Genomic DNA, 25,189 nt, shown 5'->3' with positions numbered 1-25,189 from the left:
CCTTCCTGTTTACGTTTCGTTTATTGAAAAATTGTTTAAAGAAAAGCGAATCGTGGTAAATCGTTGTAACTGCTGAATGAAAATATAGTGAATAGCTTAAACTATTGTCAACTAAAGTAAAAACTGATTTGTATCCCGAACTTTTTTAAAGGAGGTGTTACTATGCCTTATATTCTTTCTGTTGGGACGGAATCGCCGCCCCATTACTTTTCTCAAGAAGAAGTAAAGAATTTTGTCCGTGAACTGTTTCACTCTCAATTTAGGAACATTGATCGTCTATTAAATATTTTTCATAATGGCCAAATTGAAGGGCGCTATTTCTCCGCTCCGCTGGAATGGTTTCAAAAAGAACATACTTTTTCTGAGAAAAATAATCTTTACATCGAATTAGCAGTCGAACTTGGCGTTAAGGCGATTGAAAAGGCATTGCACAACGTAAACTTCTTTGCGAAGCCGGTTCCTTTTAAAGAAATTGACGCTATATTTTTTATATCAAGTTCGGGAATTTCAACACCAAGTATTGATGCCTTGATAATGAATAAGCTTCCTTTCTCAAATCACCTGAAGCGAATACCGATTTGGGGCTTAGGCTGTGCGGGCGGTGCCGCTGGGATATCGCGCGCTTTTGAATATTGTACAGCATTTCCTGAGGCAAATGTATTAATTTTAAGTGTGGAATTATGCAGTTTAACGTTTCAAAAAGGCGATTTGACAAAAAGCAACCTCATCGGGACATCTCTTTTCGCGGATGGCGTCGCTTGCGGACTCGTTTGTGGGGACGAGTCTACGCTATTGTCGACATCTAGATTACGAAATTCGCCATATATTCTAGGAAACAGTTCAGCCTTCATGCCTGAATCTGAAGACGTGATGGGTTGGGAAATAAAAAATACCGGTTTACATGTTATCTTTTCAAAAGATATCCCGCAAATTATCGAGGGTTGGCTTAAACCGAACGTCGTAGAATTTCTCGAAAAATACGATTTGTCTATCCATCAAGTTCAACATTTTGTTGCGCATCCTGGTGGACGTAAAGTGCTAGAAGCTTATGAAAGGACGTTGAACCTTTCAGAGGACAAGCTAAGCATTTCAGCAGATGTTTTAAAAAAATACGGAAATATGTCATCTGCGACGATTCTTTACGTATTACAACAATTCCTGCTTCAAAATTTAGATGAGTATGACATTGGTTTATTGATGGCCCTTGGACCCGGATTTTCTTCTGAAACGGTTTTGCTGGAATGGCGAAAGCCTGAAGTCAAGGAGAAAGGGAAACAGAATCATGCTGTTTAGTATTCTCGTTACGATTGTTATCGTGCAGCGCCTGATTGAACTTTTCATTGCAAAACAAAATCAAAAATGGGCAGAAGAGCACGGCGGCATTGAATTTGGAAGAGATCATTACAAGTATATCGTTATTCTCCACGTTGCTTTTTTTACTTCGTTAATTGTTGAGCATTTAGTAAAGCCCTCTCTTATTTCGGGCTGGTATTTTTTCTTTATTGTGTTTCTTGCCGCTCAATGTTTGCGCGTCTGGAGTTTAATGACATTGGGAAAGCACTGGAATACAAGAGTCATTGTCATTCCTAACAAAGAAAAGGTTGTAAACGGGCCATATCGTTTTTTAAAGCATCCTAACTATGTTGTTGTGACACTCGAACTTTTTACACTTCCATTCATGTTTGAAGCCTATATCACAGCATTTTCTTTTACCATTTTAAATATTTTCTTTCTATTTTTCGTAAGGATTCCCGTTGAAGAGGAAGCTCTCCGCCATTTGCCTAACCCTGAACGAAATTAAAGATTCATATGCACGCATCGTTCGGTTTATCGAAGAAGATACTAGCTTAGAAAGGGGTTCTCAATTTGGATAAAAATATTTCCTATGGCAGTGATTATAAATATATCCCGGCAACATCCATCACTAGCGGGGTTGGGATAGAACTCTTGCCGGATCTATTCTGCTATACGGTTCAAATCGTGAATATTTGCCTCGTTGGAAAACCGGGTTCGAATGATTTTGTATTGGTTGATGCAGGGATGCCCCATTCTTCGAATGCCATCATTTCTGCGGTTGAAAATCGTTTTGGAAAAAACAGCCGCCCGCAAGCCATCGTGTTGACACACGGCCATTTCGATCACGTCGGCGCCGTCATTGAATTAGTGGAAAGATGGGATGTTCCTGTCTATGCCCACGAATTGGAATTGCCTTATTTAACAGGGGAAAAAAGCTACCCTGAACCTGATCCAACGGTCGAAGGCGGACTCGTAGCCAAAATGTCACCTATTTTTCCAAATGAACCGATTCATTTAGGAAATCGCGTCACAATGCTTCCTTCCGATGGAACTGTTCCCGGAATGCCTGAATTCAGGTGGATCCATACACCTGGACATACACCAGGGCATGTTTCATTTTTTAGAGAAAGGGATCGTGCGTTAATTGTAGGGGACGCCTTTGTTACTGTGAAACAAGAATCGCTTTATAAAGTTTTAACACAAGAACAGGAAATCAATGGGCCTCCAAGATATTTAACAACTGATTGGTCTGCTTCATGGGAATCCGCAAAAAAATTAGAAGCGCTAAAACCGTCAGTCGCAATTACAGGGCACGGGCTTCCAATGGAAGGCGAACAATTGGCAAAAAATTTACGAAAGCTTGTGGAGGAATTCGAAAGCATTGCCATTCCAGATGACGGAAAATACATGAATTAAACGTGAAAAACCGATTTTCCTTTATTTAGGATGATCGGTTTTTTATTATTCATATCGCCTCTCCGTCTGCATAAATATGTACAAACTAGCTTGTCAGAGGCGGGATGTTATGAATAGAAAACGCTCAAAAGCCGGGATCATTCTCGTATCTCTATTTTTTTTACTATTTTGTCCTACAAATTTATCATATGCAAGCACGCTGAATGTTTCCGCCAAAAGTGCTATTTTAATCGAACAGGAATCAGGGCGGATCTTGTTTGAAAAAGATGCCTATACAAAGCGCAGAATCGCAAGTATTACAAAAATTATGACCGCTATATTGGCCATTGAATCTGGTAAGCTTGATGACAAAGTGAAAATATCGAGTAAATCAGTCAATATTGAGGGATCAAGCATTTATCTAAAAGAAGGCGAAATCATAACGTTAGAGGATTTAGTTTATGGATTAATGCTGAAATCCGGAAATGATGCAGCCATCGCTATTGCGAATCATGTCGGCGGGAGCGTTGAAGGTTTTGTTTACATGATGAATGAAAAAGCAAAAGCGATCGGGATGAAAGATACTGTATTTTCAAATCCGCACGGATTGGACGATAGTGAAAACCACTATTCAACGGCTTACGATATGGCCTTATTAATGAAATACGCAATGAAAGATAAGACCTTTCGAAAAATTTCCAGTACCGAAAAATATAAAACGAAAAAAATCGACGGTGAGAGCTGGGGTCGTTTATGGAAAAATAAAAATAAACTTGTGACAGGCTTGTACAAATATTCTACTGGAGGAAAAACTGGGTATACAAAAAGAGCAAACCGTACACTCGTTTCCACCGCCTCGAAAAATGATATGGATTTAATCGCTGTCACACTCGATGATCCTGATGATTGGAATGACCATATCGCTCTTTTTGAGCATGCTTTTGATACTTATCAAAAAATGAAGCTTATTGATAAAGGGAAATACAAGCATGCAACACACGATTTTTATCGAAATAAGCTTATTGTGAAACAACCGGTATATTATCCATTGACTGAGGAGGAGTCACAGCTTCTTACTTCCTCGATAACGCTTCTTCGCCCGCCAAAAGGGAAAAAGTGGGAAAAAGAAGGAGTTCCTGCACCAGTAGGTTATTTAAAAATTAAACTTGAAGGGGAAGAGATTGCAAAGGTGCCATTGTTTTTTGACGGCCAGCCGGCGGCTGAAAAGAAAAATTTCTTGGAAAGCTTTAAAAACATCTTCTTTTTAGTGGCAGGGGTTGATCAAAGTGATTAACCTCATCTGGGTCTTTTTATTCTTGATTGGTTTTGTGTTCGCTGGCATAAATGGCACAATGGAAGAGGTTAACCAAGCCATTTTTGAAGGCGGCAAAGAGGCGGTAGCGGTATCCATAGGATTTATAAGCGTACTTGTTTTTTGGCTCGGCATGATGAAAATTGGTGAAAAGGCAGGTCTTTTGTTAAAGCTATCGCGTTTATTGCGGCCGCTTGCGACGAGGCTTTTTCCGGAAGTGCCGGCAAACCATCCTGCGATGGGGTATATTTTGTCAAATATGGTATCGAATTTTTTCGGGCTGGGAAATGCCGCTACGCCGATGGGGATCAAAGCGATGGAAGAGATGAAAAAATTGAACGGCGGAAAATCTTCAGCAAGCAGGTCAATGGTCACTTTTTTAGCGATAAACACCTCTAGTTTAACGATTATTCCGACGACTGTTATTGCGATTCGCATGCAATATGATTCCGCGTCGCCAACTGAAATCGTTGGTACAACGATTGCTGCGACATTTTTTTCCACGGTTGCGGCAATAGTGATTGATCGTTATTTTTATTACAGAAGGACAAAAGGCAGGGGCGGTTTATGATTACTGCGATATCAATATGGCTTATTCCTTCTTTAATTGCATTTATTCTACTTTATGGGACGTATAAAAAAGTGCCGACATATGAAGCGTTTGTAGAAGGGGGAAAAGAAGGGATAAAAATTGCTGTGCAGCTTATTCCTTTTTTAGTAGGGATGCTAGTTGCGATTAGCGTCTTCCGTGCTTCAGGCGCGATGGAAGCGCTCGTTGAGTTATTAAGTCCACTTCTTCTTTTAATCGGAGTGCCGGCCGAGGTTGTACCGCTTGCACTTATGAGGCCAATATCAGGAACGGGAGCTCTTGCCATTACAACGGATTTAATCGCTACGCATGGGCCTGATTCCTTTATTGGCAGGTTAGCTTCAACGATGCAGGGAAGCACTGATACAACCTTTTATATTTTAACCGTTTATTTTGGGGCAGTTGGCATCAAGAAAATGGGAGATTCTGTGAAGGTTGGATTGCTTGCGGATCTCGTCGGGATTGTTGCCTCTATTATTATCGTGACCATCGTTTTTCCAAAGTAACTTGAGAATGATAGATAGCAGGGGTATGATGTTACTGAGGTGAAGAAGATGGAACGTCTTCAAAAAGTAATCGCAAAAGCAGGGATTACATCAAGAAGAAAAGCGGAAGATTTAATTGTAAATGGCAAAGTGAAAGTGAATGGAAAAACAATAACAGAACTTGGAACAAAAGTGGGCGCCAATGATCGGATTGAAATGAATGGCATCCCGATTGAACAGGACGAGCCAGTTTATTACTTGCTTTACAAACCTAAAGCTGTCATTTCAAGTGTCGATGACGAGCATGGACGCCGGGTTGTGACCGATTTTATCGACACGGATAAAAGAATTTTCCCGATTGGGCGGCTTGATTATGATACTTCTGGCATTATTTTATTAACGAATGACGGGGAGTTTGCAAATCGGCTGATGCATCCTAAGTTCAAAATTGATAAAACGTACATTGCAAAAGTAAAAGGGATCGTTACGAAAGAAAAAATTGAAAAATTAAGGCGTGGCATACACTTGGAGGACGGAAAAACAGCGCCGGCAAAAGTTAAATTATTGTCGGCTGATAAAAAAAGAGGAACATCGGTCTTGGAAATGGTCATTCATGAAGGAAGAAACAGGCAAGTAAGAAGAATGCTTGAAGCGATTGAACATCCTGTCATAAAATTGAAAAGAGAAAAGTACGCCTTTTTAAACTGCGACCATATGCAGCCTGGTGAATACAGGCCGCTTAATCCGAAGGAAATCAGACAACTGCTTGCATTATCAACTGCAAAAAAGAAATAATTAAGAGGTTGTTCAAAAAGTCCAGGAAAAATAGCTGTCGAATTTCTTCGTCAGCTCGTTCTTGCGGTACTCACGTATCCTTCAAACATACGCTGTTGTTCCTCAGAACCTCGCTTCCTCGAAGGAGCCAGAATGGCGACATTTCAACGTTTGCCACAGGACGTGGCCTGTCTTTAGTTGAAATTAGGTCTTTTTGTCCTCCTTTTTAAACACCCATTTAAACGCAAACCTCTGCACAGAAAAATGTAGAGGTTTTTTAGCTTTCAAGCCAGCTACTTTTGTTTTCTTTAAATTTTGCGGGAAATAGGCTATTATTTTAGGTAGAGAAATGAGTGTAGAGTTGGCAGTAAGCAATAAAATGAAAATTTGTTCGCAGGAGGAAGGTTCATTGAGTAAAGAAGCCCGTTTGTTAGTTGTAGATGATGAAGAAAGAATACGACGATTATTAAAAATGTATTTGGAAAGGGAAAATTACGAGATTATCGAAGCGAAAGATGGGGAAGAAGCACTGGAAAAAGCCCTTTCGGAAGACTTTGATCTTATCTTGCTGGATCTCATGTTACCCGGTATCGACGGGATTGAAGTTTGCCAAAAGTTGAGGGATAAAAAGGCGACGCCTGTTATTATGCTGACCGCGAAAGGGGAAGAAACCAATCGGGTTCAAGGTTTTGAAGTAGGAGCCGACGATTACATCGTAAAACCATTCAGCCCACGTGAAGTAGTATTAAGGGTGAAAGCCCTCTTGAGGCGTGCTTCAACTACAAAATTTTTGCAAACGGATACGACAATGAAAAATGTTCTTGTCTTTCCCCATTTAACGATAGATCATGATGCACACCGTGTAACATCTGATGACCAAGAAATTAATTTAACGCCGAAGGAGTATGAACTGCTCTATTACCTAGCGAAATCCCCTGATAAAGTATTTTCGCGCGAGGAATTGCTTAAAGACGTTTGGAACTATGAGTTTTTTGGTGACTTAAGAACAGTTGATACGCACGTAAAAAGGCTGCGTGAAAAACTGACGAAAGTGTCGCCGGAAGCTGCGAAAATGATTGCCACCGTTTGGGGAGTAGGCTATAAATTTGAGGCCGTTTCAAAATAATGTTTTGGAAAAGTGTTGTTGGGAAGCTTTGGGCTACGATTATCTTATTGGTTGCCGTCGTACTTTTCGTACTTACTATTTTGCTGCTTGAATTTTTACAGAACTACCATTTAAACAATGCAGAAGAACATCTGACGAAATTGGCAGAGAAAGTGGCGGTAGTCATGGAGTCATACGATGATTATCGAATGGCGCTTTCTACTGCTTGGGAGATTGTAGACGCTTCCTCTGCACGGTTCGTTATTATTGCAAGCGAAGATCAATATTGGTATTCGCCTAATACGAATAATTTAACAAACTTGCCACTCGAACTTTTTTTGAAAGACAAAAAATTATCAAAGGTATTGAAAGATAAAAAAAAGGTTGTCATTGAGGGAGACTTTCCCGTTGAAGGGAACGGCGAAGACTTGCATAACGAAATTATTATTGTCGGTGTCCCTCTTTCGATGCTGCCGGATGAGCAAGGCGGCGTTTTTCTTTATCAATCATTAGATGTCGTTCAAAATACGATGGATCACGTAAAAAAAATCATCTATCTGTCTGCAGGGATCGCCATCGTTCTAACGACGATATTTGCTTTTTTTCTATTAACAAGAATCAATGCACCTTTACGTAAGATGAAGGAGGCTGCAGCAAATGTTGCCAACGGCGACTTTAATATTAAAGTGCCGATCGTTACGAGTGATGAAATTGGGGAACTGGCTATTGCGTTTAACCGCATGGCGAAAGAAATTGACAACAACATCACTGCTTTAAACCAAGAAAAAGAACAGCTTACAAGTATATTGAGCAGTATGGCGGACGGCGTAATCACCCTGGACAGTTCTGGTGAAATTTTACAAACGAATCCGCCGGCTGAACGTTTTCTACTAGCTTGGCATTATGAACAAGGAATGAATATTATCGGGAATTCGGACATTCCAAAAGAAGTTCAGGAATTGTTTCAACAAGTTGTTACTCTAGAAAAAGAACAAGTAACTGAGGTTACAATGCAAGGGAGAAGTTGGGTCGTTGTGATGACACCGCTTTACAATCAATCTTTTGTACGCGGTGCGGTCGCTGTGTTACGAGACATGACGGAAGAACGGCGAATGGACAAACTACGTGAAGATTTTATCGCAAATGTCTCACATGAATTGCGAACGCCAATTGCGATGATGCAAGGATATAGTGAAGCGATTGTTGACAATGTGTTAGGTAATGAAGAGGAGAATCGTGAACTCGGAAAAATTATTTACGATGAATCCCTTCGAATGGGCAGGCTCGTGAATGAACTGCTTGATTTGGCCAGAATGGAAACGGAACACTTTAAATTGCACTTAAGCGAAGTTGAAATTCGCTCGTTTACAGAGAGAATTACGAAGAAGTTCCAAGGAATGGCCAAGGAACAAAATGTCATCCTATCTTTCGTAAAACCGAATAAAGAAATTTACATGTCCATCGATGCAGATCGAATTGAACAAGTGTTGACAAATTTAATTGATAACGCGATTCGCCACACGAAAGTTGATGGGAAGGTTGAAGTTAGAATCGAAATCCTGGATTCAGGTGTGACATTTGAAGTACAAGATAATGGTTCCGGTATCCCTAAAGAAGATTTGCCTTTCGTTTTCGAAAGATTTTATAAAGCCGATAAAGCGAGAACGAGAGGGCGTTCAGGCACTGGATTAGGACTGGCAATCGCCAAAAATATCGTAGAGTCTCATGGGGGACAAATTTTTGTCCATAGCATTGTAAATAAAGGCACGACTTTTTCATTTTTCTTGCCTTACAAATCATAAGCCATCCAATTCTTTGGATGGTTTTTTAATTGTAATGAAATTGTAACCACCTAACAAGTTATAAATTAATCATTGATTCCATACTCTAATAGCGGATAGATTGACAAGCCGTTAAGGAGGAAAAGCATAGTATGATTGATTTTTTTAGAAGAGTCTTTATTGCCATGTTGATGGCGATGTGTATTTCGCTACTATTTTTTAGTGTGAAAATAACAGTTGCACAATCATCATCTGATTCATTACATAACAGCTGGACGTGGCCTGCGGAAGGCGTCATTACTGGCCAATTCGGTGAACGAAACGGGAAGCATTATGGCATTGATATCGCGGCTGAAGTCGGTGCGCCTGTTTATTCAGCGGGACCAGGCAAAGTGAGCAGGTCGTATTATTCTGACTCATACGGCAATGTTGTTTTTATAGTACATAAAAACGGAATGGAAACGGTTTATGCCCATTTGAATAAACGTTTTGTTTCGGAAGGGGAGAATGTGAAACAAGGTGTTCAAATTGGCGAAGTGGGCAATACTGGGCATTCGTCGGGAAGCCATCTCCATTTTGAAGTACATAACGGTTCATGGAATATCAATAAAACAGCAGCAATTGATCCAATGATGGTTTTTGATAAACACGTTGAAAAAGCACATGTAGCCAAAAGCGAGACATCATCCCCGGCAAGCTCGCCTATTTCCAGCAATGAAGCAGCAAATGTTAAAAAGCTGCAAGTCACAGTTGCGAAAGGAGATACATTGTGGGCCATCTCCCAAAAATATGGTGTTTCGGTTGACGATATCATGAAATGGAATGATCTTTCTTCATCATTAATCAAAATAGGACAAGCTCTCACAATTAAAGAGCCAATGACGAAACAGTAGGGACAATAGACGCTGGTGCGTCTTTGTTCAGAGGTCAGAAGCCAGACGGGTTTAAATTTGGGAAAAAACAAATGCAATTCTTCAAAAAAAGGAGCCTTCTGGAAAGAAGGCCCCAAAAAACGTTTAATAGGATGTTCAAAAAGTCCGGAGGCTTACAGGAGGTAAGTCAGTTCGACGTTATCACAGGACGTGATGCTTTTAGTCGAACTACCTTAATAGGCTGCGAATCTCTACGTCAGCTTGCTCTTCCGCTCCTCATTTAATTGAAAGGAGTTATGCACCTGCGTCTACAAGCATTGCTCCGAAGCATGCTTCCTCGGTGCAACTCGCAGCGGATCATAGAAGTATCGCTCGTCGCTGCGGTGCTCAGAGCTTCGCTTCCTTGACCTTCTTGCCTCTCGTTGTCCTCCTTTTTGAACACGCACTTTAATCAATTTTTTTGATCGAAGTAATATCTTTTATTTCTTTAAGAGCATTGAAAGCTTCATCTGAAAGGACATCATCAAATGAAAGCATCATAATTGCTTCTCCGCCCGCCTCTTTTCTGCCTACTTGCATTGTAGCGATGTTCATATTATGATCACCTAAAATTTGGCCGACTTGGCCAATGATGCCTGGTTTATCAATATGTTGAATATAAAGAAGATGTCCATGCGGATAGAAATCAATATCAAATCCATTTAAATTAACAATGCGGGGCCCGTATTCCTTGACATATGTTGCCTGCATTGTAAAGTTAGTATTCTCTCCAATAACATTGACATCGATGAGATTGGAGTATCCCTTTGACCTTTCAGTATGTTTTTCACCGTAGACAATACCGCGTTCTTTAGCGATTGTAGGGGAGTTCACTTCATTTACAGGCGTATCTGCTCTAGGAGTAAGGAATCCTGCGAGCAAGCTCCGTGTAATAACGCTCGTTTCCAGTTTTGTAATATCTCCAGCATACGTCACTTCAATTTCTTTAACAGGCACATTCATGCACTGTGATAATATTGAACCCATTGTTTTTGTAAGTTGGTAATAAGGTTGAATTTTTTCAAACAATTCGTCGGACATCGTTGGTAGATTAATTGAATTTTTAATGGGGTGCCCTTGTAAAAATTGTACGACTTCTTCAGAAACTTGTGCTGCAACATTTAATTGTGCTTCTTTCGTTGAAGCGGCAATATGTGGTGTAGCAATAAAATTATCAAGTTCAAGTAAAGGATTGTCTCCAGGGGGCTCATGCTCAAAGACATCGAAGGCTGCTCCTCCGACATGCCCATTTTTCAAGTAATGAAGAAGTGCTTCTTCATCAATGATGCCACCGCGTGCACAGTTAATTAATAATACACCGCGTTTCGTTTTTTCGATATTATGATGGCCAATTAACCCTTTAGTATCTTTCGTAAGAGGGGTATGGACAGTAATAATGTCCGCATTTTCCAATACTTCATCTAGCGTATTTACTGTTACGCCTAATTGCTTCGCACGTTCATTTGTTAGAAAAGGATCGTAAACATAGAGATTCATGCCGAAAGCGCGAGCACGAACCGCCAATTCCGACCCGATGCGGCCAAAACCAACAATGCCAAGATTTTTGCCTCGTAGTTCCATTCCTAAAAACGCTTTTCGTTCCCATTTTCCGCTTTTTATTGATTGAGTGGCCTGCGGAATCATTCTTGCAAGAGAAGCGATCATGGTAAACGTATGTTCACAAGTTGAAATTGTATTTCCATCTGGTGCATTTATGACAACGATTCCTCTTTTTGTAGCAGCGTCGATATCAATGTTGTCAACACCTACACCTGCTCTTGCAATAATCTTTAAATTTGGCATTTTTTCCATAACTTCTTCGGTAACCTTCGTTCCGCTTCGAACAAGCAATGCGTCGTATTGTTCTAGATTATCTTCGTCATTTACATGTTTTTGTACACAAGTGAATTGGTCATTATTCAACAACGGTTGAAGGCCGTCTTCACTCATAGGGTCTGATGCTAAAACATAGAACAAAATTTCTCCACTCCTTAAAAATTAATTATTTGCTTTATAACGTTCCAAGCATTCATCGATAAGTTTGGCTGCTTGTTCAGGGCCTTCCCAGCCTTCAATGACCGTTTCTTTATTTTCAAGGTCTTTGTAAACTTGGAAAAAGTGAGCAATTTCCTTAAGTACGTGGCCAGGCAAATCCTCAAGAGTTGTGACATGGTTGAAGCGTGGATCTTCGACTGGAACAGCTAGCAGTTTCTCGTCTTTGCCTTTGTCATCGCTCATAATCAAAACGCCGATTACTCTCGCGTCAATGACACAGCCTGGAAATGTAGGGAAAGTTGTATAGACTAAAATATCAAGCGGATCCCCGTCCAATGCAAGTGTATTATCAAGATATCCATACTCTGCAGGATAGTGCATTGGAGAAAAAAGAACCCGATCTAATTTAAATACCCCTTTTTCCTTATCAAATTCGTACTTGTTCTGACTTCCAGTTGGAATTTCAATAAAAGCTTCGACAACCTTATTTGTAAAACCCATTTAAAAAAGCCTCCTCAATGTTAAAATGCCCGTTAAATAATTTACCGCTATATTATAGCAATTTATTAGTCGTATTGCTATGGCTATATGTCCGTCCAATCTTTAAAATTGTTAGTATGTTTCCTATTTTGAGCAATCAGTTGGATTTGTCCCACAGAAGGAGGGGGGTTACTCCTAGTTAATGCGGCTGAAAATGGTAGAAACTCCTCTTCATTGCTGATTGAGGAGTTTCGTTTATTCAAATTTTAACGGATCGCCGTCAAATGGCTCCTCCGAAATTTTTATTGAATCTGTTGGACAACCTTCATTCGCATCTTCCAAGTCTTCAAGCAATTCTTCGGGAACTTCCGCAGTTCCTTGATTATGATCTAAAATAACGTAGGCAAGCCCATCGTCATCGTAATCATACAGATCGGGAGCAGCCGCACCGCACGCGCCGCATGCAATGCATGTATCTTGATCCACAATTGTAAATTTAGCCATTCTCAATCCTCCTAACCAATATAGAATATCACAAGGAATACGAAAAGTAATTGATCATGCCATCAATTTTAAAATAATCAGCGTCATTGTGTAGCAAAGAAATATGTTTTTTGAATGAATTTTAAAAGAAAAAGTCTCAAAAAAAGCAAAGAGGTTCATCCAAAACGCTAATAATAAGGTAATATTAGAGAAGGCTATGTTAATTTGCGGTATTGATTTTACTCATTTACAATTGACCTTCTTAGTTAATATAGCTCTAAAGAAAAAGGGTTGGCGGCGGTGATGTTAAGGTGGAAAACGGTATAAAGCATGAGGAGAATAAAGGGCAAGTATTGCCTTCAAGAAGTGAATACCATAGAAGAAAGAAAAAGAAGAGGAGAAGAGAGAAAGATAATGTTCATTTGTTTTTGGCAAAATTGCTTTTTTATTTTTTTATGATGTTCATCGCATTTATTTTCATTTATTATGTATTCCTTTCAAAATAAAAAAGGCTCCACTTGTATGGAGCTTTTCTGCTCATTATAAATAAAGCATTTGCTGTTTGGTTAAACCAAAGAAAATAAATCTATGGTTAGGATATATAAACTGGTTGACAATGACTCCATTTTTAGACAAAGCTTCTATTCGCCCAAACGCGACCGTTTCTTTTTGCAAAGGACAAAAAACTTCGATTGGCAACCCAAGATTGCGGTTATATTCCAGGTCACTATAGCAGAGCAATGATTTTGTCTTCATTTTTTTTAGTGTCATGTCGTCAACTCCGTTTCTTTAGTTGGGTTGGAAATTTTTATCAAGAAGTTAAGCATAGTATAACACCAATTAACTGAATATTCAAGAAATGATTTTAAGTTTTGATTATTGCTTTTTAAGCTTGTCTCTACCCATTTTCTCGGTTAAAATAAGGCTAATACTCGAATACTAAAAAAGCACCAATTAATAAATTTTAACATATGTTGTAGAAACATAGTGCGAGTAGGGAGGTTAGGGGGGATAGCATGCGACTAGAGCGGTTGACGTACAATAAAATCAAAATTTTTTTAACGTATGATGATTTGAAGGAACGGGGCATCACGAAAGACGAGTTGTGGCATGATGGACCAAAGGTGCATCAGCTGTTTAGAGAAATGATGCTTGAGGCTGATGACGAGCTTGGCTTTAAAGCAGATGGCCCTATTGCGGTCGAAGTGTTTTCGCTTCCTGCTCAAGGTATGGTGGTCATTGTTACAAAAGAAGTGAATGATATTCATGATCATGATGAAAGATACGATGATGATTATATCGAAATGCAAGTTACACTCGATGAAAGCGATGAGATTTTTTATGAATTTTCAACATTTGAAGATGTCATTTCTTTATCCAAACGATTGTATCCCTTGGAAATAACCGGTGGAACATTGTATAGTTTCAACGATCAATTTTATATGAAATTTGACGAGGAAGAAATTGAGGCTATAAATATCGATGCGTTTATTGCTCTTTTAGCTGAATTTGGGAATTCTTCAACGATTACGAGCTACCGTGTCATTGAATACGGAAAAGTTTTGATGGAAGATAATTCGGTGGAGAAGATTTATCAAACTTTCAAATAGAATCAAGGTAAAAAAACAGCCGGTTTTACTGAAAAACCATGGCTGTTTTATTGTGTTAAAGGGCGAAAATTTTTTCTAGCTGATTGAAATCATTTGTCGTCTGCAGTGCGATCAAAAGTTTAAGCCGGGCTTTTTGTCCGGATAGCCCATTGGAAAAAATGACACCTTTTTTCTTTAATTGTTTTCCCCCTCCTTCATAGTCATAGACCGGCTGTACGAATCCTTTTTGGCTCCTTGACACGAGAACAATGGGGATATCGTTGGCGATCATCTTCTCCAAACTCGGAACGATATGGGGAGGAAGATTTCCTTGTCCCATGGCTTCAATCACAATGCCATCAATTTTAATTTGTTCGATTGCCTCAAATAATTCAGATCCCATCCCAGAATATGCCTTTAACAAAAGCACATTCTTTTCGATTGTTTCAATGGAATAATTTTCTTCACTGAGCGGTTTGTAAAAAAAGACAACATCTTTTTTTGTTACGATTCCAACAGGGCCGTTCTGCGGGCTTTCAAAAGCAGCGATGCTGCTTGTATGGGTTTTCGTTACATATTTAGCTGAATGGACTTCATCATTCATGACAACGAGCACACCCATCCCGCTTGCTTCGTTGCTGCCCGCGACACGGACGGCTGCCATTAAATTGCTGGGGCCATCTGAACCAAGCTCATTACTTGATTTCATCGCACCCGTAAGCACAATTGGGCAGTCTTGTGAAAAAAGCAAATCCAGCATATAAGCCGTCTCTTCAAGTGTGTCTGTTCCATGTGTAATGACCACACCATCAAATTGTTCTTTTTTTTTCAAGTCCTTAATTTTTTTAGCTACTTCTAATACGATTTGCGGAGAAATATGAGCAGAAGGAAGTTGGGAAAAGTGTTCCGTTGTGATGGAAGCAATCGATGCTAGCCTTTCTTGAAAAGATGATAAAGGATGCTTTCCTTCAATCGAAACACCTCCGGCCTGATTTTCTTTCATGGCGATTGTTCCACCAGTATGTACAATTAAAATTTTTTTCATTTTTGAACTCCTTTGACACAGTTGAATAAGGTAATTTTAGTTAATTATACAAAATCCTTGAATTACAATCTATTTTGTTGTATATTCAATTCAATAAAATATCATCATTTTCTTATCAAGAGAGGTGGAGGGACTGGCCCGAAGAAACCTCAGCAACCGCCATGCAGGCAAGGTGCTAATTCCAGCAAGCTTTTAGTGACTTGGAAGATAAGAAGGAGCGAACGAGTCTATAACAGCCTTCTTCTTATTTGAAGAAGGCTTTTTTAATATTTTTTTGGGGGGATTGCCAATGTCAAAAAAGATTGAAACCATTTTGGCGCAACTGGGGAATCGAAGTGAAGAGCGCACTGGTGCAGTAAGCGCGCCCATTTACTTATCAACAGCTTTTCGTCATGAAGGGCTTGGAAAATCGACTGGGTTTGATTACACACGTACTTCAAATCCGACGCGGCAAATTCTTGAAGATGGAATTGCCCAACTTGAAGATGGGGATCAAGGGTTTGCGTGCAGCTCTGGGATGGCCGCTATACAAACTGTTTTTTCGTTGTTTAAAAAAGGAGACCACATCCTTGTTTCGAGAGATTTATATGGGGGAACCTTCCGATTATTTGAACAAGGATGGAAAAAATGGGGACTTGATTTTGATTACGTGCATGGCGGTGATGAACAGTTTGCCAAAAAAATACAATCAAACACAGTGGCAATTTTTATAGAAACCCCTACAAACCCCCTTATGTTTGAATGCAATATTTCTGAAATCGCAAAGCTTGCAAAAGAGAAAGGTTTACTTTTGATCGTTGATAATACATTTTACACACCCGTTATTCAGCAACCAATTCGAGAAGGGGCAGATATTGTTGTACACAGCGCCACTAAATATTTAGGAGGGCATAATGATGTCTTGGCGGGGTTAATTGTGACAAAGGGTAAAAGCCTGTCTGATGACATCGCAAAGTATCACAATGCGATTGGAGCTACTTTAGGAGCCTTTGATTCATGGCTACTACTCCGGGGAATGAAAACGTTGGCACTCAGAATGCAGAAACATGAACAAAATGCTAAAGCAATTGCAGAGTTTTTGCAAAACAGAGAAGGCATAACAGATGTTTTTTATCCGGGAAAAGGCGGCATGTTATCATTTCGCGTAAAAGATGCAAGTTGGGTGGATCCGTTTTTAAGAAAGCTTGAAATCATTACCTTTGCGGAAAGCCTAGGCGGTGTAGAAAGCTTTATTACGTATCCAACAACCCAAACACATAGTGAAGTACCGGCAGAAATACGCAATGAAATTGGAGTCTGTAACCGTCTTTTAAGATTTTCAGTCGGGATTGAAGATGTGGAAGATTTAATAAGAGATTTGAATCAAGCGTTGGATTTTACTGCTTTAGAAAATTAACACGGTAAAAGAAAAGAGGGGGAAAGGTATGTCGCTTCTTGAGAAATTGAAAGATGGGCTGCTCGTTGGTGATGGAGCAATGGGAACTCTTTTATATTCACACGGTATTGATCATTGTTTTGAACACTTAAATATAACGCATGAAGAGGAGATCTATAACATTCACAAAGCATATGTAGAAGCCGGAGCAAATGTGATTCAAACGAATACATATGCTGCAAACCGGATAAAACTAGCCCGTTACGGCTACGAAAATTTAGTTAAAGAAATCAATCAAAAAGCAGTTCAGATTGCTCGAAAAGCTGCGAAAGAAGAGACATTTGTTGTCGGAACGATTGGCGGAATTTCCGGGGTTCAACAAAATGCTTTTCCATCTGAAGATATCCCATTTGCGTTCGTTGAACAGCTCAATGCATTGCTAACAGAAAAACTCGATGGTTTTTTACTTGAAACATTTTACGATTTGGAAGAACTTCTTTTTGTCATTAAATTGATAAAAGAAAAAACGAATTTACCAATCATTGCCCAATTAACACTGCAAGAAATCAGTACGTTACAAGATGGCACAGATTTGAACGAAGCCTTTAAACAATTAGAATCTGCTGGTGCTCATGTGATTGGATTAAACTGCCGGTTTGGGCCCCACCATCTTACAGAATCATTGGAATCCGTTCAGTTATCCGAAAATGTTTATCTCTCTGCTTATCCAAACGCAAGCCTGCCAGATCTAGTCGATAATCAATTCGTTTACAAAACGAATCCTGCTTATTTTGAACAAGCTGCAAAGCAACTTAGAAATCAAGGGGTTAGGCTCATCGGAGGCTGCTGCGGAACTACGCCGGAACATATTGAAGCGATTTCCCGCGGCCTGGATGGGTTGAAGCCGATCAGCAAAAAAGAGGTACGCCAAAGAATGAAAGTTGTTCCAATTGAAGAAAAACAAGTGAAGGAAAAACCATTGCATGAAATAGCGAAAGAGCGGGTTTCCGTCATTGTGGAGCTTGATTCACCAAGAAAGCTTTCAACAGACAACTATTTGACTGGCGCGCATGCGCTTAAAAAGGCTGGGGCCGATGCCATCACTTTGGCAGACAATTCACTTGCACAGCCAAGGATAAGTAATTTGGCGATGGGCATTCGCATCAAACAAGAAGTAAATGCCAGGCCGCTTTTACACGTTACATGCCGGGATCGAAATTTAATTGGCTTGCAATCACACTTGCTCGGTCTTCATACTCTTGGAATTGATCAATTGCTTGCTGTTACAGGTGATCCGACAAAACTCGGCAATTTCCCTGGAGCAACATCTGTCTATGATTTAGCTTCTTATGATTTGATTCGGTTAATTAAACAAATGAACGAAGGGATTTCATTTTCCGGACAGTCCCTTGGGCAAAAAACGAACTTTTCAATTGCAGGAGCATTTAATCCTAACGTTCGGCACGTCGATAAATCTGTCAAAAGATTAGAGAAAAAAATTGCCTGTGGCGCAGATTATTTTATGACACAGCCGCTTTTCAGCGAAGAGAAAATTATCGAAACGTACGAAGCGACGAAGCATTTAAACGCACCGATCTATATCGGAATCATGCCGCTAACAAGTTCAAAAAATGCTGAGTTTCTACACCATGAGGTACCGGGCATCCAATTGTCAGACCAGGCGCGTGAGTTAATGGCACGCTGCGGCGATGACAAAGAGAAAGCTTTTGCAACTTCAATTGACTTATCGAAATCTTTAATCGATACGGCACTGCAATATTTTAATGGGATTTACTTAATTACACCATTTTTACGCTATGATCTGACTGTGCCGCTTACAGAATATATTTATGAAAAGGCGAAAATTCAAAATGTGACAACGCCGGTTTAAGTAACGGAGGGGGGAGACCATTATGTCTCAAACTTTAATAGAAGAACAATTACAGAAAAAAATTATGATTATGGACGGTGCCATGGGAACAATGCTGCAGGCGGCCAACTTGTCCGCTGAAGACTTTGGAGGCGAAGAACTCGAAGGCTGTAACGAAAATCTTGTTCTCACAGCACCAGATGTTATTAAAAAAATCCATAATGATTATTTGGCTGCCGGTGCAGACATTATCTCAACTAATACATTCGGGGCAACGAGTATCGTATTGGATGATTACGATTTCGGTTATAAAGCGTTTGAAATTAATGAGGTGGCAGCCAAATTAGCGAAAGAAGCTGCAGCCTCGTGGTCAACTGATGAATGGCCACGGTTTGTCGCAGGAGCAATGGGGCCGACAACGAAAGCATTATCGGTAACTGGCGGCACAACGTTTGAAGCGTTGACAGATGCTTACGAAGAACAGGCAGCCGGATTAATTAGCGGCGGTGCCGATTTGCTTCTTTTGGAAACAAGCCAGGATGTACGGAATGTAAAAGCCGCGTATCTTGGGATTGAAAAAGCTTTTAAGAGGGTAGGAAAAAAACTGCCGCTTATCATTTCCGGTACAATTGAACCGATGGGCACGACGCTTGCCGGACAAAGCATTGAAGCTTTTTATATATCAATCGAACATATGAATCCGATTGCTGTAGGGTTAAACTGTGCAACAGGCCCTGAATTTATGCGTGATCACTTGCGTTCCCTTAGTGAATTGTCAAAAACAAATGTAAGCTGCTATCCAAATGCGGGATTGCCTGACGAAGAAGGAAACTACCATGAATCCCCACGGTCGCTTGCATTAAAACTGGAAGGTTTTGCGCATGAAGGCTGGCTGAATCTTGTAGGCGGCTGCTGCGGCACAACTCCTGAACATATCCGGGCAATCGCGGATACCATGAAAGAATACGAACCACGCCGTAAAAATACGAATCAAGGCCACCATGTGTCAGGGATTGAGCCGTTAAGCTATGATGAATCAATGAGGCCGCTTTTCGTTGGAGAAAGAACGAATGTCATTGGCTCCCGTAAATTTAAAAGGCTAATCACAGAAGGGCAATACGAAGAAGCATCTGAAATTGCAAGGGCGCAAGTAAAAAAGGGCGCACATGTCATTGATATTTGCCTCGCAAACCCGGATCGCGATGAACTGGAAGATATGGAGGCTTTCCTAAGCCAAGTCATTAATAAAGTAAAAGTGCCGCTCATGATTGATTCGACAGATGAAAATGTCATCGAAAAGGCGCTTACGTACTCGCAAGGAAAAGCAATTATTAATTCAATTAACCTTGAAGATGGAGAAGAACGCTTTGAAAAAGTCGTTCCTTTAATCAAAAAATTTGGTGCCGCTGTTGTTGTTGGAACCATTGATGAACAAGGAATGGCTGTAACAGCTGAACGAAAGCTCGAAGTTGCCAAACGCTCTTATGATTTACTTGTAAATAAATATGGATTACGTCCAAGCGACCTCATTTTTGATCCGCTCGTCTTCCCAGTAGGTACAGGCGATGAGCAATATATCGGGGCAGCAAAAGAAACGGTAGAAGGCATCCGGCTAATAAAAGAAGCGATGCCAGAATGCTTAACCATTCTTGGTGTAAGCAATGTTTCGTTTGGAATACCACCCGCGGGAAGAGAAGTATTAAATGCCGTTTATCTTTATCACTGTACAAAAGCTGGGTTGGATTACGCGATCGTTAATACTGAAAAACTTGAACGCTACGCTTCGATTCCTGATAAAGAAAAAGAAATGTCGGATAAATTGTTATTCGACACATCCAAAGAAACATTAGATGAATTTGTTGCATTTTATCGGGAAAAGAAAGTCGAAAAGAAAGTTCAAGCTTCAAATCTGACACTAGAGGAGCGAATCGCAAATTACGTTATCGAAGGTTCTAAAGAAGGATTAATCCCAGATTTGGAGCAAGCCCTAAAAAAATACGAAAAACCACTCGATATTATAAATGGCCCGCTTATGGCCGGGATGGAAGAAGTCGGCAGGCTGTTTAACTTAAATGAATTAATCGTCGCCGAAGTTTTACAAAGCGCTGAAGTGATGAAAGCTTCCGTCTCGTATCTGGAACAATTTATGGAAGCGAGTGATGAAACAGGCAAAGGGAAAATATTGCTTGCGACCGTTAAAGGCGATGTCCACGATATCGGTAAAAACCTCGTTGAAATCATATTGGGAAATAACGGTTTTAACATCGTTAACCTCGGTATTAAGGTGGCGCCTGCTGAACTTATTGAAGCATACAAACGCGAAAAGCCCGATGCGATTGGATTATCGGGACTTCTCGTAAAATCAGCACAGCAAATGGTTTTAACAGTAAAAGATTTAAAAGAAGCAAATATTTCCATCCCAGTGCTTGTCGGGGGAGCAGCATTAAGCCGAAAATTCACACACACAAAAATTGCACCGGAGTATGGCGGCCTCGTTTTGTTTGCAAAAGATGCAATGGATGGGCTTGAACTTGCAAATAAACTCGCCGATCCTGAATCACGGCAAAAATTAGCTGAAGCAATAAACGAGAAACGAGCGGATGAAAGGCAAAGGGCAACTGTCCAAGTTGTTGCAGAACCAATACCAGAAAGATCGAATGTTCAAAAAGCTGATGTTTATCAGCCAATTGATTTGAAGAAACATATTATTAGAAACATTCCTTTGCAGCATGTGAAGCCTTATGTGAACATGCAAATGCTTCTTGGCAGACACTTAGGCGTAAAAGGTAAAGTGAGTCGCCTGCTTGAAGAAAAAGATGAAAGAACCTTACAATTAAAAGAATTGATAGATGAGCTATTTAACGAAGGAGAAGAAAAACAGCTGATTACCGCCAATGCGATGTACCAATTTTTTCCGGCGAAATCGGAAAAAGACACTATTTATATTTTTGACCCGGACGATCACAGCAAAGTGATTGAAACGTTTACCTTTCCTAGACAAAACAAAGCGCCTTATCTTTGCCTAGCTGACTTCCTTCGCGATGACAAAAAAGATTACGTTGGTTTTCTGGCAGTCACAGCAGGTAAAGGGATAAGAGAATACAGCGAACAGCTAAAACGCGACGGTGAGTTTCTGAAAAGCCATGCGGTCCAGGCACTCGCCTTGGAACTTGCGGAAGGATTGGCTGAAAGGACGCATGAATTAATGAGGGATCAATGGGGCATCCCAGATCCGACTGCAATGACAATGCAAGATCGTTTTTCGGCTAAATACCAAGGCATCCGCGTTTCGTACGGCTATCCTGCCTGCCCGAATCTGGAAGATCAAGCGAAGTTATTTCGCTTGATGAAGCCCGAAGAAATTGGAATTCAATTAACAGATGGCTACATGATGGAACCTGAAGCTTCTGTCACCGCAATGGTCTTCGCACACCCAGAAGGCCGCTACTTCAATGTCCAAACTGATTGATGGTGAACCACTGCCAATTGCTGGCAGTGGTTCTTTTTTGTTTTTTTTGCATAAAAATTCTTGCCTGACGAAAAATACGAGTAGTCAATCAAAGAGGCTGTTTGCAAAATGGAATGCCAAAAGCTGTTTTATTTTGGAGACCAACATTTAAAAGAACGTCAACAGGGAGGAATTTTCGATGAATCGTTCTCATTTAACTTTAAAAACGCTCCTCGCTTGTTTTCTTATTGCCGCTTGCTTTGCAATGGATGCGAAAGATACCAAAGCCTTTTCAGAGCAAGTCATTCAGCAAGGAGCGGTCGGCGATGATGTTATTGAGTTGCAGGCAAGGCTTCAATACATTGGATTTTATAACGGGGCAATCGATGGCGTATTTGGATGGCGTACGTATTGGGCTGTGCGCAACTTTCAATATGAATTTGGCCTTAAGGTTGATGGGCTTGTCGGGCAAAAAATGAAAAATAAGCTTTTGCAAGTGACCAAGTATGATAAGGACTATGTAAAAGGGAATTTGGAAAAAGGGAATACGCCGAAACATTACGGCGGACAACCTAGAAATGAAACACAAGTAAAGAAGGACACAAAAAATCAACAAGGGCAAACAAGCCAGCCGAAACAGCAGAATAAACAGCAACAAAATAAGCAACAAAACCAACAGCAAAATCAACAACAGAATCAACAGAAAGCACAACAGCCTAAAGTCCAGAAATCAGTCAGCACACCGAAAGGCTTCTCAAATAATGACATTAAATTAATGTCGAATGCTGTGCATGGGGAAGCAAGAGGAGAGCCTTATATTGGCCAAGTTGCCGTTGCTGCTGTTATTCTGAACAGGATTGAGAGCCCATCATTCCCGAATGATGTATCAGGAGTAATATTCGAACCGAGAGCTTTTACGGCAGTTGCAGACGGACAAATTTGGCTTGAGCCGAATGAGACTTCAAGAAAGGCAGTTATCGATGCCATTAACGGATGGGATCCGACTGGGGGCGCTCTTTACTATTTTAACCCAGACACGGCAACATCGGGTTGGATCTGGACAAGGCCTCAAGCCATGAAGATTGGTAAACATATCTTTGCACATTAATAGGAGGTGTTACTTTGATACGTTCAATTTTAATCGGGCTTTTAGCTGTCGCGACAGTCGCCACTGGATATTGGGGCTACACTGAACACCAAGAAAAAAATGCAATTTTAACCCATTCTGAAAATAACTACCAGCGGGCTTTTCACCAACTAACATACCGTATTGATCAATTGAACGAAGAGATCGGTTCAACATTGGCGATGAATTCAAGAAGACAACTTTCACCATCACTCGCGGAAGTTTGGCGCATCACATCAGAAGCGCGGGGTGATGTTGGCCAACTGCCGCTCGCTTTGTTGCCTTTTAATAAAACAGAGGAATTTTTATCAAATATCGGGGATTTCTCTTACCGTGTCGCCGTTCGCGACCTGGACAAGGAACCTCTTTCTGATGAAGAAATGAAGACTTTGAAAAAGCTTTATAAAAACTCTGGAGAAATAAAACAAGAATTAAGGAAAGTTCAATCGATTGCATTGGAAAATAACCTCCGCTGGATGGACGTGGATCTTGCGCTTGCTTCAGAAAAACAACCAATGGACAATACGATTATCGATGGATTCCAAACCGTTGAAAAAAATGTGGAAGGCTACACAGAGGTCGATTGGGGGCCAGGCAAGAACAATGACCTTAAAAAAGAGGAAAAACTTAATAAAAAACTGACCGGGGAAAAAATCTCTGCAAACGATGCGAAAGATATTGCAAAAAGGTTTTTAAACCTTGATTCATCTGCAAATATGAAAGTTAATGCTACGAATAATGACTCTGAATACGCTGCATATAATGTAACAGTAAATGGTTCAGGCAAAGACGAGGCTGTCTATATGGATATTTCGAAAAAAGGCGGCCATCCGTTATGGATGTTAAACAATCGTAATGTCGCAGAAAATAAAATTGGCTTAAATGATGCATCAAAGCGGGCTGCTAATTATTTGAAAAAGCATGGATTTAAAAATATGGTTTTAACCGAAAGCAATCAATTCGATCATGTAGGGGTCTTTACGTTTGTGCATAGCCAAGATAACATTCTCGTTTATCCTGACTCCGTTATAATAAAAGTGGCGCTTGATGACGGATCAATTGTAGGCTATGAAGGAATGAAATATTTATCTTCCCATAAAGAAAGAAAATTTCCTTCAGAGAAAATATCGATTGATGAAGCAAGGAAAAGTGTTAATCCCAACTTAAAAGTTCAAGAAGAAAGAATGTCATTAATTGAAAATGAACTTAAACAAGAAGTACTTTGCTACGAATTTTTAGGTACTATGGGAGATGATACCTATCGAATTTTTATAAACGCCTCGAATGGAGAAGAAGAAAAAGTAGAGAAACTTAAAGAAGCGGAACCACTTTACAGTTCATAAAAGATTAACACCTCCACAGGAAAGATGATCATCTTCCTTTGGAGGTTTTTATATTTCATTTAAATGAATTTTAATGTAGAATATTAGTAATTTAGGAGGGGGTATAAAGTGCTTGAAATTGGAGATGTAATTGAATTAGAGCCGAATTTCAATGAGGATTCCAAGAAATTCAGGTCTAAAGTAGTGGATGTAGGCGAGCATTCAATTTTTATTAGTTTGCCGACCAATGATTCCACAAATACTGATGGAGTTTTTTTGATAGGGCTTACATGCAATGCGAAATTTGTTTCAAAGAATAAAACGGCCTACAAGTTTCAGACAAAGATTATTGGCAGAAAAAAAGAAAAAATCTTAATGTTTGAGTTAAGCTTGCCTCCTAAAGATGAATTCATCCGTATTCAGAGGCGTTCCTATGTGAGAGTGGAAGCACAAATAAAAGTTGAAGTAAGTGCAATGAATGAAGAATTTCCAACATTCGAATCGATAACACTCGATATTAGCGGCGGTGGGCTTAGCGTCCTTCTGCCGGAAAAACATGATCTTTCAAATGATGTGAAAATACAGTGCGCATTCACCTTGCCATTTCAATGTGGCGATCGGATGCATTTTCAACAAACCTGCTCAGTTGTCAGAATATCAGAAGATAATAATCGAAAAAAAGGCTCCTTTAAATTTGAAGACATTGAAGAAAAAGACAGACAAGCTATTATACGCTATTGTTTCGAACGTCAATTGGCATTGCGTAAAAAAGGATTATTATCTTGAAAATAAATGTGGTATGATTTAA

At 40.0% G+C, this 25,189-nt stretch carries 22 protein-coding genes and 1 riboswitch; of the genes, 17 read left to right on the top strand and 5 right to left on the bottom strand.

Features of this window, described 5'->3' with window-relative positions; all coding sequences use genetic code 11:
* Positions 1-162: 162 nt before the first annotated feature.
* The 10 genes from DCC39_RS06330 (at position 163) to DCC39_RS06285 (ending at position 9,630) form a co-directional block, all read left to right on the top strand.
* Positions 163-1,293: a type III polyketide synthase gene (locus tag DCC39_RS06330; protein ID WP_116554047.1), complete on the top strand. Its 1,131-nt coding sequence runs from the start codon at positions 163-165 to the stop codon at positions 1,291-1,293.
* Entirely contained in the window at positions 1,283-1,801 is a 519-nt protein-coding gene (locus DCC39_RS06325) for an isoprenylcysteine carboxyl methyltransferase family protein (protein WP_240613556.1), read from the top strand. Before DCC39_RS06330 ends, DCC39_RS06325 begins: the two co-directional genes overlap by 11 nt.
* A gap of 77 nt (positions 1,802-1,878) precedes the next feature.
* The gene (locus DCC39_RS06320; RefSeq protein ID WP_407071840.1) at positions 1,879-2,712 is read left to right on the top strand and encodes an MBL fold metallo-hydrolase; all 834 of its coding nucleotides are present in this window, start codon (positions 1,879-1,881) and stop codon (positions 2,710-2,712) included.
* Positions 2,713-2,821: 109 nt separating this feature from the next.
* Positions 2,822-3,985 (top strand): D-alanyl-D-alanine carboxypeptidase family protein, encoded by a 1,164-nt coding sequence (locus tag DCC39_RS06315; RefSeq protein WP_116554045.1) that lies wholly within the window; start codon positions 2,822-2,824, stop codon positions 3,983-3,985.
* The gene (locus DCC39_RS06310; RefSeq protein ID WP_116554044.1) at positions 3,978-4,574 is read left to right on the top strand and encodes a nucleoside recognition domain-containing protein; all 597 of its coding nucleotides are present in this window, start codon (positions 3,978-3,980) and stop codon (positions 4,572-4,574) included. Before DCC39_RS06315 ends, DCC39_RS06310 begins: the two co-directional genes overlap by 8 nt.
* Complete coding sequence (locus tag DCC39_RS06305; protein WP_116554043.1) at positions 4,571-5,098, top strand: spore maturation protein; 528 nt, start codon at positions 4,571-4,573, stop codon at positions 5,096-5,098. The genes DCC39_RS06310 and DCC39_RS06305 overlap by 4 nt, the downstream gene beginning before the upstream one ends.
* A 48-nt stretch (positions 5,099-5,146) precedes the next feature.
* Positions 5,147-5,872 carry a pseudouridine synthase gene (locus tag DCC39_RS06300; RefSeq protein WP_116554042.1) on the top strand — a complete coding sequence of 242 codons (726 nt, stop codon included), beginning with the start codon at positions 5,147-5,149 and terminating at the stop codon, positions 5,870-5,872.
* 388 nt (positions 5,873-6,260) lie between these two features.
* A complete protein-coding gene (locus DCC39_RS06295; RefSeq protein ID WP_205948470.1) occupies positions 6,261-6,977 on the top strand; it encodes a response regulator transcription factor in 717 nt (238 codons plus the stop codon).
* The gene (locus DCC39_RS06290) at positions 6,974-8,758 is read left to right on the top strand and encodes an ATP-binding protein (RefSeq protein WP_116554041.1); all 1,785 of its coding nucleotides are present in this window, start codon (positions 6,974-6,976) and stop codon (positions 8,756-8,758) included. The genes DCC39_RS06295 and DCC39_RS06290 overlap by 4 nt, the downstream gene beginning before the upstream one ends.
* Before the next feature lie 131 nt (positions 8,759-8,889).
* The gene (locus DCC39_RS06285; protein ID WP_116554040.1) at positions 8,890-9,630 is read left to right on the top strand and encodes a peptidoglycan DD-metalloendopeptidase family protein; all 741 of its coding nucleotides are present in this window, start codon (positions 8,890-8,892) and stop codon (positions 9,628-9,630) included.
* Between the two features lie 426 nt (positions 9,631-10,056).
* Here the strand turns inward: DCC39_RS06285 and serA are convergent, their stop codons facing one another.
* From serA to DCC39_RS06255, 4 genes are all read right to left on the bottom strand, one after another.
* Positions 10,057-11,625: a phosphoglycerate dehydrogenase gene (gene serA, locus DCC39_RS06275; protein WP_116554038.1), complete on the bottom strand. Its 1,569-nt coding sequence runs from the start codon at positions 11,623-11,625 to the stop codon at positions 10,057-10,059.
* Between the two features lie 21 nt (positions 11,626-11,646).
* Positions 11,647-12,144, bottom strand: coding sequence for an inorganic diphosphatase (locus DCC39_RS06270; protein WP_116554037.1), 498 nt, complete (start codon positions 12,142-12,144; stop codon positions 11,647-11,649).
* Between the two features lie 234 nt (positions 12,145-12,378).
* Positions 12,379-12,627 (bottom strand): ferredoxin, encoded by a 249-nt coding sequence (locus DCC39_RS06265; RefSeq protein ID WP_116554036.1) that lies wholly within the window; start codon positions 12,625-12,627, stop codon positions 12,379-12,381.
* A gap of 519 nt (positions 12,628-13,146) precedes the next feature.
* Entirely contained in the window at positions 13,147-13,377 is a 231-nt protein-coding gene (locus DCC39_RS06255; RefSeq protein WP_116554034.1) for a hypothetical protein, read from the bottom strand.
* Between the two features lie 245 nt (positions 13,378-13,622).
* On the opposite strand from DCC39_RS06255, the gene DCC39_RS06250 reads away from it, so the two are divergent.
* Entirely contained in the window at positions 13,623-14,216 is a 594-nt protein-coding gene (locus DCC39_RS06250; protein ID WP_116554033.1) for a genetic competence negative regulator, read from the top strand.
* Between the two features lie 55 nt (positions 14,217-14,271).
* Here DCC39_RS06250 and DCC39_RS06245 read toward each other — a convergent pair whose 3' ends face one another.
* Entirely contained in the window at positions 14,272-15,240 is a 969-nt protein-coding gene (locus DCC39_RS06245) for an asparaginase (RefSeq protein ID WP_116554032.1), read from the bottom strand.
* A 109-nt stretch (positions 15,241-15,349) separates the two neighbouring features.
* A riboswitch (SAM riboswitch) is annotated at positions 15,350-15,454 on the top strand.
* A 75-nt stretch (positions 15,455-15,529) separates the two neighbouring features.
* Between DCC39_RS06245 and DCC39_RS06240 the strand changes: the two genes are divergently transcribed.
* The 6 genes from DCC39_RS06240 to DCC39_RS06215 all read left to right on the top strand — a co-directional run bounded on the left by DCC39_RS06240 (position 15,530) and on the right by DCC39_RS06215 (position 25,167).
* Positions 15,530-16,636 (top strand): methionine biosynthesis PLP-dependent protein, encoded by a 1,107-nt coding sequence (locus DCC39_RS06240; protein ID WP_116554031.1) that lies wholly within the window; start codon positions 15,530-15,532, stop codon positions 16,634-16,636.
* A gap of 28 nt (positions 16,637-16,664) precedes the next feature.
* A complete protein-coding gene (locus DCC39_RS06235) occupies positions 16,665-18,506 on the top strand; it encodes a bifunctional homocysteine S-methyltransferase/methylenetetrahydrofolate reductase (RefSeq protein WP_116554030.1) in 1,842 nt (613 codons plus the stop codon).
* Positions 18,507-18,528: 22 nt separating this feature from the next.
* Positions 18,529-21,954, top strand: coding sequence for a methionine synthase (metH, locus tag DCC39_RS06230; RefSeq protein WP_116554029.1), 3,426 nt, complete (start codon positions 18,529-18,531; stop codon positions 21,952-21,954).
* Positions 21,955-22,132: 178 nt separating this feature from the next.
* Positions 22,133-23,041, top strand: coding sequence for a spore cortex-lytic enzyme (gene sleB / locus DCC39_RS06225; RefSeq protein WP_116554028.1), 909 nt, complete (start codon positions 22,133-22,135; stop codon positions 23,039-23,041).
* Between the two features lie 14 nt (positions 23,042-23,055).
* Positions 23,056-24,402 carry a germination protein YpeB gene (gene ypeB, locus DCC39_RS06220; protein ID WP_116554027.1) on the top strand — a complete coding sequence of 449 codons (1,347 nt, stop codon included), beginning with the start codon at positions 23,056-23,058 and terminating at the stop codon, positions 24,400-24,402.
* A 108-nt stretch (positions 24,403-24,510) separates the two neighbouring features.
* Positions 24,511-25,167 carry a flagellar brake protein gene (locus DCC39_RS06215; protein ID WP_116554026.1) on the top strand — a complete coding sequence of 219 codons (657 nt, stop codon included), beginning with the start codon at positions 24,511-24,513 and terminating at the stop codon, positions 25,165-25,167.
* The last annotated feature ends 22 nt before the right edge of the window (positions 25,168-25,189 follow it).

The sequence above is a fragment of the Pueribacillus theae genome, from assembly GCF_003097615.1.
Classification (GTDB): domain Bacteria; phylum Bacillota; class Bacilli; order Bacillales; family UBA6769; genus Pueribacillus; species Pueribacillus theae.
The sequence above is the reverse complement of the archived record's forward strand: the minus strand, read 5'-3'. Positions and strand labels throughout refer to the sequence as shown.